The sequence below is a fragment of the Streptomyces sp. YPW6 genome (assembly GCF_018866325.1).
Classification (GTDB): Bacteria; Actinomycetota; Actinomycetes; order Streptomycetales; family Streptomycetaceae; genus Streptomyces.
The window spans coordinates 6,880,365-6,897,856 of sequence record NZ_CP076457.1 but is presented as its reverse complement, the minus strand read 5'-3'; the positions used below and the strand labels follow the sequence as shown (position 1 = coordinate 6,897,856).

General features: G+C 69.3%; 10 protein-coding genes and 1 pseudogene. 8 read left to right on the top strand and 3 right to left on the bottom strand.

What is annotated here, in order from left to right; genetic code table 11:
• Window positions 1-156: 156 nt before the first annotated feature.
• The 6 genes from KME66_RS30265 (at window position 157) to KME66_RS30245 (ending at window position 12,629) form a co-directional block, all read left to right on the top strand.
• Window positions 157-3,417: a LamG domain-containing protein gene (locus tag KME66_RS30265; protein WP_367303635.1), complete on the top strand. Its 3,261-nt coding sequence runs from the start codon at window positions 157-159 to the stop codon at window positions 3,415-3,417.
• Window positions 3,418-3,572: 155 nt separating this feature from the next.
• A complete protein-coding gene (locus KME66_RS34620) occupies window positions 3,573-3,806 on the top strand; it encodes a hypothetical protein (RefSeq protein WP_367303634.1) in 234 nt (77 codons plus the stop codon).
• A gap of 191 nt (window positions 3,807-3,997) precedes the next feature.
• Window positions 3,998-10,459 (top strand): RHS repeat-associated core domain-containing protein, encoded by a 6,462-nt coding sequence (locus tag KME66_RS30260; protein ID WP_216328053.1) that lies wholly within the window; start codon window positions 3,998-4,000, stop codon window positions 10,457-10,459.
• Window positions 10,460-10,478: 19 nt separating this feature from the next.
• The gene (locus KME66_RS30255; protein ID WP_216328051.1) at window positions 10,479-11,141 is read left to right on the top strand and encodes a hypothetical protein; all 663 of its coding nucleotides are present in this window, start codon (window positions 10,479-10,481) and stop codon (window positions 11,139-11,141) included.
• A 175-nt stretch (window positions 11,142-11,316) separates the two neighbouring features.
• Window positions 11,317-11,976: a hypothetical protein gene (locus KME66_RS30250; protein ID WP_216328049.1), complete on the top strand. Its 660-nt coding sequence runs from the start codon at window positions 11,317-11,319 to the stop codon at window positions 11,974-11,976.
• Window positions 11,977-12,083: 107 nt separating this feature from the next.
• Complete coding sequence (locus KME66_RS30245; protein ID WP_216328047.1) at window positions 12,084-12,629, top strand: hypothetical protein; 546 nt, start codon at window positions 12,084-12,086, stop codon at window positions 12,627-12,629.
• A 137-nt stretch (window positions 12,630-12,766) separates the two neighbouring features.
• Here the strand turns inward: KME66_RS30245 and KME66_RS34270 are convergent.
• Window positions 12,767-13,045: pseudogene (locus KME66_RS34270) on the bottom strand (HNH endonuclease); the annotation flags it as partial.
• A gap of 392 nt (window positions 13,046-13,437) precedes the next feature.
• On the opposite strand from KME66_RS34270, the gene KME66_RS30240 reads away from it, so the two are divergent.
• Window positions 13,438-14,274 (top strand): alpha/beta hydrolase, encoded by an 837-nt coding sequence (locus tag KME66_RS30240; RefSeq protein ID WP_216328045.1) that lies wholly within the window; start codon window positions 13,438-13,440, stop codon window positions 14,272-14,274.
• A 319-nt stretch (window positions 14,275-14,593) separates the two neighbouring features.
• Here KME66_RS30240 and KME66_RS30235 read toward each other — a convergent pair whose 3' ends face one another.
• Entirely contained in the window at window positions 14,594-15,793 is a 1,200-nt protein-coding gene (locus tag KME66_RS30235) for a damage-control phosphatase ARMT1 family protein (RefSeq protein ID WP_216328043.1), read from the bottom strand.
• A gap of 389 nt (window positions 15,794-16,182) precedes the next feature.
• Between KME66_RS30235 and KME66_RS30230 the strand changes: the two genes are divergently transcribed.
• Complete coding sequence (locus tag KME66_RS30230) at window positions 16,183-16,770, top strand: DUF4352 domain-containing protein (RefSeq protein WP_216328041.1); 588 nt, start codon at window positions 16,183-16,185, stop codon at window positions 16,768-16,770.
• 152 nt (window positions 16,771-16,922) lie between these two features.
• On the opposite strand, the gene KME66_RS30225 is transcribed toward KME66_RS30230, so the two are convergent.
• Window positions 16,923-17,489 (bottom strand): AAA family ATPase, encoded by a 567-nt coding sequence (locus KME66_RS30225; RefSeq protein ID WP_216328039.1) that lies wholly within the window; start codon window positions 17,487-17,489, stop codon window positions 16,923-16,925.
• Window positions 17,490-17,492: the final 3 nt, after the last annotated feature.

The following is a 17,492-nucleotide window of genomic DNA, read 5'->3' as shown; positions in this document are numbered from 1 at the left end:
TCCCTTCCCTGTTACTTGCCTCGACGGTGATCAAGCGGCTTTGCTTCTGCTTCCGTTTTGGGTGAGCGATACATGTGGAGAGTTCTTGTGACCAGGAGGTGGCCTCGCCGTCGGCGGGGCGATAGATCCGGCACCGGCAGACGCGCGATCGCCGGGATGGTGGCCGCGGCTCTCATCGGAGGACTTCCCGCACTGGCGGGGGCTCCGGCCGCGGCGGCGGACGAAGCCGTCCTCTCGGAGGGGCACAAGGCTCTCGCGGAGGCCAAACAAACCGGACAGCGTGTGGAAGTCGTCGGTGAGCGTACGGAACGCGCGACGACTTATGCCAACCCGGACGGCTTCTCCTTCACTCTTGAAGAGTCGTCCGTACCCATCCGCGTGGCCAGGCCGGGCGGAGGCTGGCAGGAGCCGGATGACACGCTGGTCCGCAAGGCGGACGGTTCAGTTGCCCCCAAGGCGGCTGCCGTGGACATCGACTTCTCCGGCGGCGGCGACGGCACCGATCTGGTGATGATCTCCAAGCAGGGCCGCTCCCTTCAGTTCGGCTGGCCGGGGAAGCTCCCCGAGCCCGAGTTGGAGGGTTCGAGTGCGCTCTACAAGAACGTGCTGCCGGACGTGGACCTCAAGATGACTGCCACCGTGGAGGGGTTCCGCCAGGTCCTGGTGGTCAGAACTCCCGAGGCGGCGAGCAATCCGAAGCTCCGTGAGATCGAATACGGGCTCAAGGCTGATGGCCTGACCGTGCGCGGCATGCCGGGTGAGACCATGGCCGCGACCGACGAGTTGGGGCGCACGGTGTTCCGCGCCCCCGCCGCGCAGATGTGGAACTCCGCAGGACTGGCCGATGCCTCCTCCAGTCCGGCAATCCTCCGATCGGCCCCGGCCCCGGCTGAAGGGCCGACCGGCCCCTCGACCACCGGTACGGAGGGCGGGCACTCGGGCGAGGGGTACGTCGACCGCTCGCAGCAGCCGGGCCAGGGCGACCTCGTCGCGGACATGGAGACGAGCATCGACCGGGACTCGGTGTCGGTCGTCCCCGATCCGGAACTGATCCGCGAGACGACTCCCGATCAGTACCCCCTGTACATCGACCCGACGGTGACGTGGGGAGAGTCGGAGCGCACACTTCTGCGCTCCGACGGCTACGAATCGTACGGCTGGGGCAACGGTTCGGACGGCCGCGGCGCGGGCGTGGGTAAGTGCGGCACCTGGAGCGGCTACTACTGCGGCCCCGGCTATGTCCAGAGGCTGTACTTCGAGTTCTCGCCCGCCAACCTCAAGGGCAAGCAGGTCCTGGACGCCACGTTCCGTGCCACGGAGACCTGGTCGTTCACCTGTGACGCCCGCTGGGTTGACCTGGTCCGTACGAACAACATCTCCGCGTCCACGACCTGGTCGTCACGACCCAAGGAACTGGACTGGATGGTCGACCGGCACGTCTCGGCCGGGCGGGGCACGGCGTGCAGCCCCTCGCAGCCGGCGGCGGCCATCGAGTTCAACGACAATCCGAAGGAGACCAACGAGAATCTCACCCCGACGGTGCGGGACTTCGCCGCGGGCAAGTTCTCCCGGCTCACCCTGGAGCTGCGAGCGCATGACGAGTCCGACACTTCCGCCTGGAAGCGCTTCAAGAACGACGCCGTGCTCGCCATCACGTACGTCGGCCTGCCGGACAAGCCGAGCAACATCGGTGTGGTCGCCGGCACCGGACAGGTGTGTTCGACCAGCGAGTCCGCTCCCTCGATCGTCTCCGACCCGACCCCGGCCCTGACGGCCACCCCGCAGACCAAGGCGGGCGGCGAGTCCGGTGCCAAGCTGCGGATCTTCTACGACGTCGACCACAAGAACAGCGACGGCACCTGGTCCGACACCCCGGCGGGCAACGGCGAACTGCGGCCGACCAGTGGCTTCGTGGGCGACAACGTCAAGCAGACGCTGTCGTGGTCGACACTGAGTGAGGGCAAGCTCTACCGCTACCGGGCCTGGACTCGCTCGTACTACGACAATGGGACGGACTACCTGGCCGGCCCGTCGAACGCCTCGACCACCGGCTGGTGCTACTTCCAGGTCGACCCGACCGCCCCCAAGGCACCGAAGATCACGTTCGGCGCGCCGTACAGCGAGTGCACCACCAACACCTGCCAGGCGGCGGGCGGGCCGGGAGCCAAGGGGACCTTCGGCTTCGCTCCGGCGACCGGGGACACCGACATCGTCGCGTACCAGTACCGGCTGACGCAGACCTCCGGCTGGACGCCACTGAGCGGAGCCACGGTGACCGCCACGGTCACCCCGGACCGCTCGGGTACCTACCGGATTTACGTGCAGGCCAAGGACGGCCTGGGTCGCTGGGGTGCGGAGAACGTGGTGGACTTCCTGGTCGCCGCGGGCGCCGGCCCCGTCGCGCGGTACCACTTCGACGAGTCCGCCGGCACCGCGCTGGACGCCACTGCCGCCGGCCATGACGCGTCCCTGGGCGGTGCCGCCACCCGCGACGACCGCGGTCGGCGCGGGCTGGTCACCCACGATGCCGACGGCACGAAGCTGCCCGCGCCGGTCACGGACAGGGGCCTCGCCCTCAACGGCAGCGGCGGGTACGCGGCCAGCTCCGGCCAGGTCCTGGAGACCCGCTCCTCCTACACCGTCTCCGCCTGGGTCCGCATGGATCAGACCGGCCGCAACCGCACGTTCGTCAGCCAGAACGGCACCCACCGCAGCCTGTTCTACCTCGGCTACGAGCAGAGCGGCGGTGCGTGGACCTTCCGGGCAGTCGACAACGACGCTCCCAAGGACGGCAGTTGGGCCTACAGTCGGGTGAAGTCCTCAGCCCCTGCCACCCTGGGCGTGTGGACCCATCTGACCGGCGTGTACGACGCGACGGCCAAGACCGTGGCCCTCTACGTCAACGGCCGGCTGCAGGGCACCGCCCCCTACACGACCGCCTGGGCCTCCACGGGGCCACTCCAGATCGGCCGCGTCCTCTGGTCGGACGTGTACACCGACCCTGCTCTCGGATCCATCGACGAGGTGGCCGTCTGGCAGCGGACGCTGAGCGCCGCCGAGATCGCCGACGAGGCGAAGCTGCTCACCTCCGACGGTTTCGCCGGCGCCGAGCTGGTGGCCGACTGGTCGGCCGCCCAGGGCAGCGGCACCACCGTCCCGGACGGCGCCTCCGGCTACGGGCGCACCCTGACCCTCTCCGGCGGGGCCACCGTCTCCGGCGGCCAGATAGTGCTCGACGGCACGGACGACGCGGGTACAGCCCCCGGGCCGGTGGTGGACGACACGGGTTCGTTCACCGTCACCACCCTGGCCGAACTCGACAGTGCCGCACTGTCGGCCAAGAACGTCGGGTACACCGGCCAGGTACTCGGCCAGCGCACCGCCGACGGCTCCGCTGGGGCCTGTGGTTCAAGCTGACAGGCAAGGAGACGGTCCTCGACGAGGAGACCTTCGAGGAGCGCACGGTCCCGGTCGGCACATGGCACTTCGGACGTCTCAACAGTGACGGCACCCTCACCTCGGCGGCGTCGAGCGCCCCCGCTGCGCTCGACAGCCCGGTCCGGCTGACCGGTGTGTTCGACACCCATGACGGCGGAGAACCGAAGGTCGGCCTGTACCTCGGTCACAACCGCCAGGGCGACGCCGCCCCGTTCACCCCGGCGCCCGGCTCCGGCGAGTTCGCCGTCGGCACGGCGTTCGACGACGGCTCCTGGCAGCACCACCTGCCTGCCCGCCTGACGGACCTGCGTGTGTGGGCCGGTGCCATGGCCTCGCCGACGCAGATCACCGAGTTCATCGGCGACTGACCCTCCTCGAAGGGCCGTCGTCGTCCGACGGCCCCTCGAGGGGCTGCGTACCCCATGCACAGCCTCGGCGGTACGCCCCTGCGGCAGGCCCAGGTCGGGCCTGCTCCGGTTCGCCCGGTCCGCGCACGCTGCGCCTGCCGCCGACTCCACCTGTCGTCCCCCGCTTCAGGGACCTGACGAAGAAGGCACTCATGACATTCGGCATACCCGCTCCGACGAGGCCACCGGGCAGAACGGAGCGGCGCAGAGCCCGCTTCCGGGCCCGACCGGTGGCGACCGTCCTGTCGCTGTTGCTCGCCATCCCGGCCGGTCTGACCCCGGTTGCCGCGGCAGCGGAGGCCCTCGGCCGTCCCGATGTGCCGGACACCCGGCCGAGCAAGGTCGAGGAGGTGTCCGGGCGCGGGGCGAAGAAGGACCGCGCGCGCGTGGCCAAGGAGAGGAAGGCGGACGGCACACTCGCCCGCAAGGCATCGGCCGAACGCAGGGCCTCCTGGCCCTCCGGCGGAAAGGCGACCGTCGACCTCGTCCCGGGCGAGTCCGGCGCCGCCAAGCCGGGCGGACTGCCCGTCAGTGTCTCCGCCGGCAAGAACAAGACCAGCGCGAAGAACGCCGGCGGCGCCGTCGAGGTGACGGTGCTGGACCAGGACGCGTCCCGGCGTGTCGGCATCACCGGCGTCCTGCTGACCGCCGCCGCCGAGAAGCCCGGCCAGGCCGATCTACGCATCGACTACCGCACCATCGCCAGCGCCGTGGGCGGCGGCTGGGGCGGCCGGCTCCGGCTCGTCCAGCTTCCCGACTGTGCGCTGACCACGCCGGAGAAGGCGAAGTGCCGGGCGCAGACCCCCGTGAAGTCTGCCAACGATCTCTCCGCGCACACCCTGACAGCGGCCGTTTCGCTCGACCGCGCCGACGTGGGCGGTGTGTCCACGCAGAGCGTCGAGAGCGGCTCCGTTTTCGCCCTGACCGCTTCCGGCGGCTCGGGCCCGTCCGCGTCCGGAACAGGAAACTACGCAGCCACCCCGCTGGCGGCTTCATCGTCGTGGGAGGCCGGCAAGAGTTCGGGATCGTTCTCCTGGTCCCATGACTTCCCGCTGCCTTCGGCGGCCGCCGGACCCGCCCCGTCGCTCTCCCTCTCCTACGACTCGGGCAGCATCGACGGACGCACCGCCACCAGCAACAACCAGGGCAGCGCGACCGGTGAGGGCTTCAGCATCACCGAGTCCTACGTCGAGCGGGCCTACGGCAGCTGCGACAAGGACGGCCACAGCGGCTTGTACGACCAGTGCTGGAAGTACGACAACGCCAGCCTGGTGCTGAACGGCAAGTCCTCGAAGCTGGTGAAGGACGCCACCACCGGGGCGTGGCGGCTGTCCGACGACGACGCGTCCAAGGTGATCCGTTCCACCGGCGCCGACAACGGCGACGACAACGGCGAGTACTGGACCGTCACCACCGGCGACGGTACGAAGTACGTCTTCGGCCTGAACAAGTTCGACGGCGCCACCACCCAGCGCACCAACTCCGCGTGGACCGTGCCGGTGTTCGGCGACGACTCCGGCGAGCCCGGCTACTCCAAGGGCTCCACGTTCGCCGACCGCTGGGCCACCCAGGCCTGGCGCTGGAACCTGGATTACGTCGAGGACCCCTACGGCAACGCCGCCACCTACTGGTACACCACCGAGACCAACCACTACCCCCGCAACAAGGCGACCACGGCGAACGCGTCCTACACGCGCGGCGGTTACCTGAAGGAGATCCAGTACGGTCTCCGCGCCGACGCCCTGTTCACCGACAAGGCCGACGCGAAGGTCACGTTCGCGCACGCCGAGCGCTGCACCGCCGCCGACTGCGGCACGCTGACCGAGGCGACCGCCGAGAACTGGCCGGACGTCCCCTTCGACGCGCTCTGCGCCAAGGACGCCGCCGACTGCTACACGACCTCGCCTTCCTTCTTCTCCCGCAAGCGGCTGACCGGCGTCAACACCTTCACCTGGAACGCCTCGACCACCGCCTACGATCCGGTCGACTCCTGGAAGCTCACCCAGCAGTACCTCGACGGAGGTGACATCGGCGATTCCTCCGATCAGGTGCTGACCCTGAAGTCGCTCCAGCGCACCGCCAAGGCCGGCACCGCCAAGGCCGTGACTCCCGTCACCTTCACCTACCAGCTGCTGCCCAACCGGGTGGACGCCACCGACGACATCCTGCCGCTGACCCGGCCCAGGATCTCCACCGTCACCTCCGAGACCGGCGCCATCACCACGGTCACCCTGTCCGCACCCGAGTGCGTCCGCAGCGAGGTCCTCGGTGCCGCCGAGGACACCAACAGCCGCAACTGCTACCCGCAGTACTGGAACATCAACGGCGCACAGGAAGCCTCCATCGACTGGTTCCACAAGTACCGCGTCCTCGCCGTGACCACCTCCGATCCGGCCGGTCACAACGAGACGGTCGAAAACTCCTACTCCTACGCGGGCGCCGCCTGGCACCACAGCGACTCCCCCTTCACCCCGAAGGCCGAGCGCACCTGGTCCGACTGGCGCGGCTACCGCCAGGTCACCGTCCACAGCGGCGCGAAGGGCACCACTCAGCCGCAGCACAAGACAGTCTCCCTGTACATGCAGGGCATGAACGGCGACAAGAACAAGGACGGCACCACCAAGTCGGTGAAGCTCGCACCGCTGACCACTCCCTCGGTCGGCCTCGCCACCCTCACCGACAGCGACCAGTACTCCGGACAGCTGCGCGAGAAGGTCGTCTACAACGGCACCCAGCCGATCTCGGTCACCGCGAACCAGCCCTGGTCCAAGGAGACCGCGCGCCAGACCGGCGTACCGGACTCCGCCGACCACGTCGCCCGGTACGTCCGCACAAAGCAGACCACCACCTACACGTATCTGACCGCCTCGGACTCCTGGCGCCGCCGGGCCGTCCAGACCACCTTCGACGGCTACGGCATGCCGGTCACCGTCTACGACTCCGGCCTGTACGGCACCGCCGGGGACGAGACCTGCACCCGCACCTGGTACGCCCGCAACACCGCTGCCGGACTGACCGACCTGGTCTCCCGCAGCCGCACCGTGGGCGAGAAGTGCACCGTCGACGACGCCGACCTCGACCTGCCCGCCGACACCGGCACCCGCGGCGACGTCCTCTCCGACACCGCTACCGTCTACGACGACCCGAACGCCACCACCTGGACCGAGGACCAGACCCCCACCAAGGGCCTCGCCACCTGGACCGGCCGCGCCAAGAGCTACACCAGCACCGGCGCGCCGAGTTGGCAGACGCTCGCCACCGAGACGTACGACGTCCTGGGCCGCACCCTGTCGACCACCGACTCCGCAGGCCACACCTCGTCGACGGCCTACACCCCCGCCACCGCGGGCCCACTGACCCGGACCATCAAGACCGACGCCAAGGGCTTCCGCACAGTCGACTTCCTCGACCCGCGGCGTGCCGTCCCCGTCCGCTCCTACGACGCGAACCTGAAAAAGACCGAGCGCACCTACGACGCCCTCGGCCGACTGACCGCCGTCTGGGGCCCCAACCGCTCCAAGAGCGGGGGCCAGGCAGCGACCACCACCTTCACCTACCGGATGCAGGCGAATGCCCCGTCGTGGGTGGCGTCCTCGTCCCTCAAGGCCGACGGCACGAGCTACAACACCAGCTACGCGCTGTACGACGCACTCCTGCGTCCGCTGCAGACGCAGGCGCCCTCCCCGCAGGGCGGCCGGCTGCTGACCGACACCCGTTACGACTCGCGCGGCCACGCCCACGAGACGTACACGGACATCTTCGACCCCACCACCTTGCCGAACGGGACGTACACCCGCGCAGAGTACGGCGAGGCACCGACGCAGACGGAGACCGTCTTCGACGGCGCCGGCCGCACCGTCTCCAGCACGCTTCTCGTCTACGGCGTCGAGAAATGGACCACCACGACGAGCTACACCGGTGACTCCACCGCCACCAGCGCCGTCCAGGGCGGCACGGCCACCCGTACCATCACCGACGCCCGCGGACGGATGGTCGAGTCCCGCGAGTACACGTCCACCAGCCCCGCCGACCCCCAGTACGGCGGCACGCTCGGCAACGGCTACGCCTCGGTGAAGTACACCTACACCCTCGACGACAAGAAGAGGTCCATCACCGGCCCCGACGGCGCCAAGTGGACGTACGGCTACGACCTGTTCGGCCGCCAGACCACCACCGGAGACCCGGACAAGGGCACCTCGACGACCGCGTACGACGCCCTCGACCAACCCGTCAAGACCACGGACGCCCGTGGCACGGCCGTCGTGACCGCCTATGACGAGCTGGGCCGCGAGACCGGCACCTGGAAGGGCTCCAAGACCGACGCCAACCAGCTGACCGCCCGCACCTACGACGGCGTTTTCAAGGGCCTGCCCGACAGCACGACCCGCTACGTCGGCGGCAAGACCGGCGCCGCGTACACCAAGTCCGTCACGGCCTACGACAGCCTGTCCCGGCCGACCGGAACCCGCCTCACGCTGCCGTCGAACGACCCGCTCGTCACCGCAGGCGCTCCCGCGACCGTCGACTTCACCAGCTACTACAACATCGACGGCACTCTGCAGAACAGCTCCGAACCGGCGCTCGGCGGGCTGCCCTCCGAGATCGTCGACTACGGCTACAACGGCCTCGGCAACGTCACCTCGGTCACCGGCACCACCGGCTACCTGCGGGCCGCCGACTACTCGGCCCTGGGCCAGGTGCAGCAACTCACACTCGGCACCGGCGGCTCGGGCGCCAAGAACGTCTACGTCACCAACACCTACGAACAGGGCACCGGCCGACTCACCCGCAGCCACGTCACGGACCAGACGCACCCCTACATGCTGCAGGACCTGACCTACGGCTTCGACGACGCCGGCAACATCACCTCCATCGCCGACCCGACCACGCTCGGCGGCAGCGCCGCCGCCGAGACCCAGTGCTTCGCCCACGACGGCCACCGCCGCCTCACCGAGGCCTGGACCCCGTCATCGCAGAAGTGCTCGGACACCCGCAGCGCCACCGCCCTCGGCGGCCCAGCACCCTACTGGACCAGCTGGTCGTACAACGACGCGGGACAGCGCACCCGCCAGACGCAGCACACCGCCGCGGGAGTCACCGCCACCGACTACTGCTACACCGGTGCGAAGCCCCATACCCTCACCGGCACCAGCAGCAACGGCTGCGCGCTGTTCACCCCCGGCTACGCGTACGACGCCACCGGCAACACCACCAAGCGCCCCGGTACGACCGGCAGCCAGGACCTCGCCTGGTCGCCCGAGGGCAAGCTCACCAAGGTCACCGAGAGCGGGAAGGACACCGACTACCTCTACGACGCCGACGGCACCCTGCTGATCCGCGCCACCGAGAGCGGCGAGCGGGTCCTCCACCTCGGGGCCACCGAACTGCACCTCAAGGCCGACGGCACCACCTGGGCCAAGCGCACCTACGACGCGGCCGGCCAGACCATCGCCGTCCGCACCAATGAGTCGGGCACACACAAGCTGTTCTACCTCGCGGGCGACCACCACGGCACACAATCCCTGGCGATCGCCTCCGACACCCAAGCTCCGCTCAAGCGCCGCAGCACCCCGTTCGGCGCTCACCGTGGCACCACCACGGGCGGCGACTGGCCCACGGACAGCGGCTTCCTCGGCAACACGGCCGACAAGCGCACAGGTCTGACCCACATCGGGGCACGCGAGTACGACCCGTCGACCGGCCAGTTCATCAGCGTCGACCCGCTCCTCGCCCTCGACCAGCCCCAGTCGCTGAACGGCTACAGCTACGCCAACAACTCCCCGGTCACCTTCTCCGACCCGGACGGACTCCGCCCGCTCGGCCCCACCGGCGAGGGCATCGACCGTGACAACCAGTGGGCCAAGGACCGCGGCATGGACGCCGGGTACACCTACGACAACGGCAAGTGGAACTGGAAGCAGACACCCAAGTCCGACCCCGAGTCCCAGAAGAAGTACGCGGCCTACCAGGCCAACCCCACCCACTACCTCATCGACGACAACCACGCCCAGCAGCGCGCCGCACAGCAGCGCGACGACCGCCAGAAAGCCCTCGACGAGGCCAAGGCCAAGGCGGACCGAGAACAGCGCAAGAAGGACGGCGTCTGGGTCAGCCTGATGAAGGGCAACTTCAGCAACGCCTGGGACAACACGAAGGACAACGTCAGCAACGCCTGGGGCAGCGTCAGAGACTCCGCGTTCGGCCAGTGGGTCGGTGACAACTGGCGGACCATCGCCGATGTTGCTGCCTTCGCGGCCTGCTTCGTCTCACTCGGGATCTGTGCCCTGGCCGCCGCCGTGGTGATCACCGCCAAGGCACTGGCGGACTTGAAGACGCACGGGCTGGACTACGCAGGAGAACAGTTCTCGAACAACCTGCTCATGGGCACGGTCGGTCTGGGCGCCGGAGCCGCCGCCGCAATGTCCTGGAAGGCGGGCGTAAACTCAGGACGAATCACCGAGTACCTGTCCAGAGGTCGCCACGCAGCGGGAAGAGGCAGGCACGCGGCGCCTGGCCGTGATCCGTTCGTCCGCGGTACGGAATTCGTCGTCGGGGGCAGCGCGGGTGTCGCAACCTGCGCCATACCGTCCATCGCCGGCCCGAGCTACTGCTGACATGAGGCGGGAAGAACACATGACGGACGACGTCGTAACGGTCTCCTATCGGGAGATGGCCGAGGCCGCCACAAGTCAGGCCGCCTACCGCAAGCTGGAAAAGCCGACCCTCCGACCGGAGGCCGACGTCCGGCGAGTCGCCTGGTGGCGCGTGCGAGGACTACAAAGAACCGCCCACGCACCCATCCTGCTCACGATCCTTGGCACGGACGCCCTCGCGGTCTACGCGACCCAGGTGGTTCCGGACGACGACCGGCCGTTCTGGTTTGCACTCGTGCCTCTCATATCGCTGGGGGTCCTGGCATTCGTACTCACCGGAGTCCGGCGCGCCCGGCACCTGGCCAGGGTCGCGCGACAGGAGCCGGGCCGGACCATGCGGTACCTATTGCTCCACAGCTACGTGTCGGGAGCCCCCTGGCTGGTGTTCTTCCCGCTCACCGGAGGTGACGAGGCCGAGCCGATCGGGACACTGCCCCTGAAGTACGGGCCGACCCGGGACCTGTACCGCGACCTCCCGGCTCCGGTCGGCGAGGCCACGCTGTGCGGGGACGCGACGTACCGTTCCGTGACCGTGCCCTGGATCGACGGCCAAGTCGTATGGCCGTCCGCCGGGTACGGCGAGATTTGCCTGGGCAGCGACCACGACATGCGCTTCGTCAGTGAGCTCATCCGCCCCGAGTAGCAGGACCCACCCAGGCCCCGCCCCTTCGCCGGACCAGGCGGAGGGGCGGGGCCTGGGGCCCACCCGTTCGTCCGCGGAATCGAGTTCGGCGTCGGAGGTGGCATGGGCATCGCGACCTGCGCCATATCGTCCGTCACCGGCTCGAGCTACTGCTGACATGAGGCTGGGAGAACACATGACGGACGACGTCACAGCGGTTTCGCACCGGGAGATGGCCGAGGCCGCCACCAGTCAGGCCGCCTACCGCAAGCTGGAGAAGCCGACCCTCCGGCCGGAGGCGGATGTCCGGCGGGTCGCCTGGTGGCGGGTACGAGGGCTGCAGAGGGCCGCGCACGCGCAGACCCTGCTGATCGTCCTTGTCATGGATGCCATGGCCATCTACGCGATCCAGGTGTATCCGGACGATCTGCCGGTCTGGTTCCCCACCCTGCCTCTGATCACCCTCATCGGGGTTGGGTTCGTCGCCATCGGTGTACGGCGCGCCTGGCGCATGGCCAGGGTCGCGCGCCGGGAGCCTGGACAGACGGTGCGGTACCTGTTGCTGCACAGCTACACCTCAGAAGCCCCTTGGCTGGTGTTCTTCCCGCTCACCGGTGGTAAGAACGCCGAGCCGATCGGGACGCTGCCCTTGCAATACGGGCCGATCCGGCACCGGTTCCGGGACCTCCCGGCACCGATCGGCGAGGCCACGCTGTGCGGGGACGCGACGTACCGTTCCGTGACCGTGCCCTGGATCGATGACCAGGTCGCGTGGCCGTCTCACGGGTACGGCGAGATCGACCTGGACAGCGCGCATAGAATGCGCTTCGTCACGGAGCTCATCCGCCCCGAGTAGCAGCACCTACCCGAGCCCCGCCCCTTCGCCGTACCAGGCGGAGGGGCGGGTTCGGTCCTCTCCGCATCCCTGGGACCTCCATCAAGATCAGCAAGAGCGTATTCCCCATGTCACGCAAAAATTCCGACGAGACTCTGCGGCGGATCTCTCAGAAGATCCTTTCCTGGTCCCTCACTTTCATTTTCGGGGCCGTGGCAGCCGGACTCGTTGCGGCGGGTTTCTCCACGGGCTTCGCAGCAGGTCCGCTGTCAGGCGTGGCCGTCTCCCTCGGAATCGTCGCCCTCACACAGCGTGTCAGCGGCTCTCGTATCACACTGCGCACGGACAGCCTCGTCGTCATCAATCCGCTGATGACCTATGCGGTCCCTTACGCGGACATCGCACGGATAGGCGGAGGCGGAGGCGGGACGCTGAACATCCTCACGCGCGCGGGACACGAGATCCACGCGACCTCCTTCGGAGGCTCCTTGATCGACAATTTCGTTGGCTCCGCAGACCGGGCGGTCGAACGCATCGAGGCGCGTGTCAGGCAGCACCGCTCTCATGCAAGCACTGCCCCGATGTCGAAGAAGTTCAGGATCTCCTGGTTCGCCGACCTCTGCACCCTGGGCGCCGTGGTCTGCGGGGCGGCGGCCGGCCTCGTCGGGACCTGAGGGCGGAGCCCTCAGACCCCCTGCCCCAGTCCGCGACACCTGTCGCGCATCCGACACTCACCAGTGCATACCGCTGAGCTGGGCATTCGCAGTGCCGTCCGGGCTTGCACGTCTCCCACCCCCGAAACAAGCGACGTGGCGGGTTCGTACTCGACGGTCGAGTCGGCGCACGGCTCGGCGAGTTCGAGGAGGGCCGCGTGTTCGGTCTCGTCGGCGGTCAGGCCCCAGCGGAGTCTGGTGGCGGTCCAGTCGGCGAGGTAGGTGCACGTTGCGGACTGGGCGGGCGGCATCCAGGCGGCCGGGTCCTTGTCTGGTTTCGACCTGCTGGTCTTCGCGGTCACCACGACCAGGGAGCGCTCCGCGTCGAGGTCGTTGGCGTAGGCCTCGCGGCGTTCGGGCGTCCAGTCATGGGCGCCGACTGGCGGGGAGCGTCATTGCAGAGGTGCGGTATTCGAGGCTGCCCCCTGGGTCGTCGTACACCACGCGGGCGAATCCGGCGGCTGAACCGGGGCGGCGGACCTGTTCGAGGAGAGTGCGGGGGCCTGCTTCCAGCCGGGCAGCGCCTCGGGTCCGTGGCGTCGGTGAGGCATCACGAGCGCGGTGCCCGGACAGCTGCCGTCGGCGACGGTGATGGGTCGGGCCGGCGTGGATGACGGCCTGGCGAGCTGCCGCATCGTCACATGCGGACGTCGGCAAGCCGCGTCCGGGAGCGCCTGACGCACCGATGAGTTTTCTGCGCTGCGGGAGTCCTAGGGGCGGTAACGCACACCACGGTGGTACGGCCCCCAGATGAACCGGAGAGATGAACATGGCAACAGCGCGAGACCAGTCACCCAGCACCGAGGCCCGTGTCGTCTCGGCGGACGGCACCGAGATCGCCTTCGAGCAGTCGGGCAGCGGTCCGGCCGTGGTCCTGGTCGCCTCGGCGCTGGCGGACCGCTCGGACACGGCCAGACTCGCGGCTCTCCTCGCCCGGCACTTCACTGTGATCAACTACGACCGGCGGGGACGGGGGGCCAGCGGTGACGCTCCTGCCTACGCCCCCGACCGCGAGATCGAAGACATCGCCGCGTTGGTCGAACACGTCGGCGGCTCAGCGTCACTGTTCGGCTCGTCCTCCGGAGCGGTCCTCGCCCTGCGCGCGGCCGCTGCCGGGGTGAACGTCGAACGCCTGGCTCTCTACGAGCCGCCGTTCGTCGTCGCCGAAGGCGACGACGGGCCGCCGAGGGATCTCGCCCAGCAGATCAGCGCGATGCTCGCGGAAGGCCGGCGCAGTGACGCGGTCAGGTACTTCATGACCAGAGTGCAGGGCATGCCCGGCATCGCCGTGTTCTTCATGAAGCTCATGCCGAAGATGTGGGCCAACCTCACCGAGCTGGCCGGCACTCTTCCCTATGACATCGCGGTCATGGGCGACACCCAGCAGGGCAAGCCGCTCGACACCGAGGAGTGGAAGGGGGTGGCCGCACGCACCCGCGTGCTGACCGGGGGGAAGAGCCCGGCCGCGTTCCGGCGCGCCGCCCTCGCCGTCACCGAGATCCTGCCGCAGGCCGACCACCGCACTCTGCCCGGACTCAACCACGGCGCCGTCGTCATGGCCCCGAAGAAGATCGCCCCGGAGATCATCGAGTTCATCAAGGGATGAGCTGATCGTTCGAGCAGTTCGGCGCCCCTCCAGGCGCTCGGAGCGGAACGCGTCCCACCTCCGACCGGCCGCCGAACCCCGAACGACCAGAACGTACGAGACGGCCCTCTGGCCCTGTCCCGGCGGAGCGGGTGCGGCTTGAGCCGCACCCGCGCGTTCGCCGTGGTGGGCGTCGGCCCGATCACGCGGCGGGCCCGCCGGCAGGCGGCCGGGGAAGCACGCCTTACGGTATGCCCCCTGCCGCACGCATGGCCCGGCGACCGCGACACCGAGGCAGGAGGGAGGAGCCTGCGGCCCCGCCCGAAGCCCTCACCCAGGTCTACGCCCGCACCTGGATCAGCGCGTGGGTACCGCTCGTACGCCAGGCATCCCCATCCCGTTCGAGATCATCCACGGTCCCCTGCTCCAGGCCGACGATGACATCGGACTTCAGGGTCCGGAGCGCCGCGACGGCCCCGGGGAAGTACCGGGTGCGTTCGGCGAAGGGGGTCGTGGGGTGCCACTGCTGGTCGCCCACCAGACGGCGGTAGTTGAGGTCGCCCTTCAGGATCGTGAGCGCGGCGCCCTCGAACGCGGCGCGCAGGTCCTCGGGCATCTGCCCGTACGGCAGCGGAGCGCAGAAGAACGGGTGGGTGCGGACCTCCAGGATTCCGACGGCCATGGCTGTCCAGAGGCGGCCGCCGATGCGGCCGGCTTCGCCGGGGGCCCGGGTGAGGCGCCGAAGGCAGTCGACCACGTCAGCCGTCATCGCGTCGGAGACGTAGTACGGGTCGGGCTTGACGTAGAGCACAGCCCCCTCGGCGTGCCCGTGTTCGAGGAGATGGTCGATGAGGATGAGGTCGGGAATCAGCTCACGTCCCGCGTTGTCGGCCACCACGGCTACGGTGGCCGAGGCGCCGGCGGGCAGGAGCTGCCACAGCGTGGCCCCGTCGTCGGCGACCAGCCCTCGGTTCGCGGCGCCGGTCGTTGCCGCCTCCCCCGCCGAGATGCTGAAGCCGAGGTCCGCGCGGTTGCCCCAGAGCGACGCGTGCAGCAGCGCCGTGGCCCGCTCCTGGACCGGAACGTCGGCGAGCGCGTCCAGGGCCCGCAACTCCTCCTCCACTGCCCCGCCTCGCAGTTCGGCCTGCTTGAACGGGGCGAACGGGTCCACTCCCTGCCACGGCCCGTCGCCGAAGTACCCGACCGCGCCGAGCAGCTTGCGGTAGAAGTAGCTCTCCGCCCACAGGAACGGGGCGTCGTACCACGAACGCCCGAAGTGCTCCCGGCCCCAGTCCGCCCAGCGCTCGCAGTCGTGCTCCGAGGGGCCGAGCGGCTCGATCACACCGTTGGTGATCTCGTCCAGCAGGGCGTCGAGGGCCTCGCGCTGTCGGCGGCCGTACGGGAAGGCGTCCCGTACCTGCTGGATGAGCGCAGGGTGGCGCTCGGCCAGCACGCCCCGGGAGAACGAGCCGGGCTCGTTGCTCAGGATGACCGGTGCGCCGATCGCACCGCCCGAGTCACGGGAAGTCTTCTCCGTCATGGTGTCCCAGCCCTTCGGTTCTCGTCCACGTCTCCATGATCCCCGGGCTCACGACGCCGGCCGCACTGGCCACCAGCACCTCGCCCGTCGTCGGCTCGAAGGCCGCGCAGTGCAGTGCGGCGTCCGCCCGGGTCGTGGCGATCTGGCCACTGCCCGCCGGGCGACCACACACGCAGAAGCTGGTTCGGCACACGGGTGAGTCGGCGGGCCGAGCCACTCGCCGTGCGTCGACCGGGACTCCGGAAACCGGCATCAGTTCGAGTACAGAACGGGCGATCGGGACTTCCTCCACCTTTTTGTCACACCTCCGTCACCACCAGAACAACCAGCCCCTCCCTCGCCGACGAGTCGCTACGGTCATGCCTCCACGAACCGCACAAGGGGGACACATGACGTACCAGCAGCCGCAGCCCGGTCAGCCGCAGCAGCCCGGGTGGGGGCAGCAGCCGCCTCCGCCGCGGAAGAGGAAGACCGGAAAGATCATCGGATTCGGGTGCCTCGGGATCGTCGGCCTGATCGTCCTCATCACCGTGATCGCCATGGTCGCCAGTGGCGGGGGCGACGGCAACGAATCGTCGACCATGAAGCCGTCGGCCGCCCAGGGGGAAGCGACGAAGGACGAACCGAAGGAAGAGGAACCGGCCGAGAAGGCTCCCGTGACCGTCACCGCGAAGGCCGTCGCGTTCAAGAAGAGCGTCCTCGCCCAGGGCGACGACTACACCAGCGTCCGGGTCACCATCACGAACAACAGCAAGAACGACATCGAAGTCAACCCGCTGTACGTCACCATCACCGACACCGACGGCAGCAAGCACACCGTCGAACTCGGCGTCGACGAGGACCAACTGGACGCCATGACGCTCTCCCCCGGCGAGAACGTCACCGGAACCGTCACCGCCGAGGGCACGTTCGACGCCCAGTACGTGACGTACACCGACGGTCTCATCGGCGACAGCGTCCGCGGCGACGTCTCCTGACCCGACGGATGTGCGCCCCGCCCGGGAGCAGCCGGGCGGGGCGATCCAGCAGCGCAGCAGCCAGCAGCGCGGATAGATGGTTCCACCGTACGGCGGGGGTCTGACAACGCCGGTGATGTCAGGGCGCCGTGGGCATCAGGGCACCGTGGGCATCAGGACACCGTCGGAGTCAGGCCGGTGGCGGACAGGACCGCGTCGACCGTCTCGTCCACGGTCGGGGCCGCGCTGTCGATCCAGATCTTCTCGTCGGCCAGCTCGTCGCGCATCGCCGTCTCCAGGAACGACCAGTCCGTCGTGAGCCTCTTGTCCCGGGCCAGGTTGCGCTCCCGGGCCTTCTCCGCGCCCGGGGCCAGGATGACGCGGTGCAGCGGTCCCGCGGTGAGCGTGGCGCGGTAGAAGTCGAGGTGGGCGCGGCGTACGACGACATCGTCGATGACCGGGAGGAAGCCCGCGGCGACGAAACTGTCCGCCAGCAGGCACGCGTTGCGGGCGCGCAGGAAGATCTGGCGGTCCGCCTCCTCGTCCGGGTCGGGCGAGGGCCACCGGCCGCCGGAGACGATGAGTTCCTGGAGGGCGTCCACCTCGATGTGGGCGGAGGCGGCGAACCGGGCGGCGAGCGCCGCGGCCACCGTGCTCTTGCCGCTGCCGGGAATGCCCGTCAGCAGGACCGCGCCCGCCGCCGGGGGTTTCGTGTCCACCGGCACTTCCGCCCACGCCATCCC

What these genes read in the sequence shown, in the direction of transcription:
- KME66_RS30265 (WP_367303635.1), top strand. Translation starts at nt 157, where the DNA reads ATGGTGGCCGCGGCTCTCATCGGAGGACTTCCCGCACTGGCGGGGGCT.
- KME66_RS30260 (WP_216328053.1), top strand. Translation starts at nt 3,998, where the DNA reads ATGACATTCGGCATACCCGCTCCGACGAGGCCACCGGGCAGAACGGAG.
- KME66_RS30255 (WP_216328051.1), top strand. Translation starts at nt 10,479, where the DNA reads ATGACGGACGACGTCGTAACGGTCTCCTATCGGGAGATGGCCGAGGCC.
- KME66_RS30250 (WP_216328049.1), top strand. Translation starts at nt 11,317, where the DNA reads ATGACGGACGACGTCACAGCGGTTTCGCACCGGGAGATGGCCGAGGCC.
- KME66_RS30245 (WP_216328047.1), top strand. Translation starts at nt 12,084, where the DNA reads ATGTCACGCAAAAATTCCGACGAGACTCTGCGGCGGATCTCTCAGAAG.
- KME66_RS30240 (WP_216328045.1), top strand. Translation starts at nt 13,438, where the DNA reads ATGGCAACAGCGCGAGACCAGTCACCCAGCACCGAGGCCCGTGTCGTC.
- KME66_RS30235 (WP_216328043.1), bottom strand. Translation starts at nt 15,793, where the DNA reads ATGACGGAGAAGACTTCCCGTGACTCGGGCGGTGCGATCGGCGCACCG.
- KME66_RS30230 (WP_216328041.1), top strand. Translation starts at nt 16,183, where the DNA reads ATGACGTACCAGCAGCCGCAGCCCGGTCAGCCGCAGCAGCCCGGGTGG.
- KME66_RS30225 (WP_216328039.1), bottom strand. Translation starts at nt 17,489, where the DNA reads ATGGCGTGGGCGGAAGTGCCGGTGGACACGAAACCCCCGGCGGCGGGC.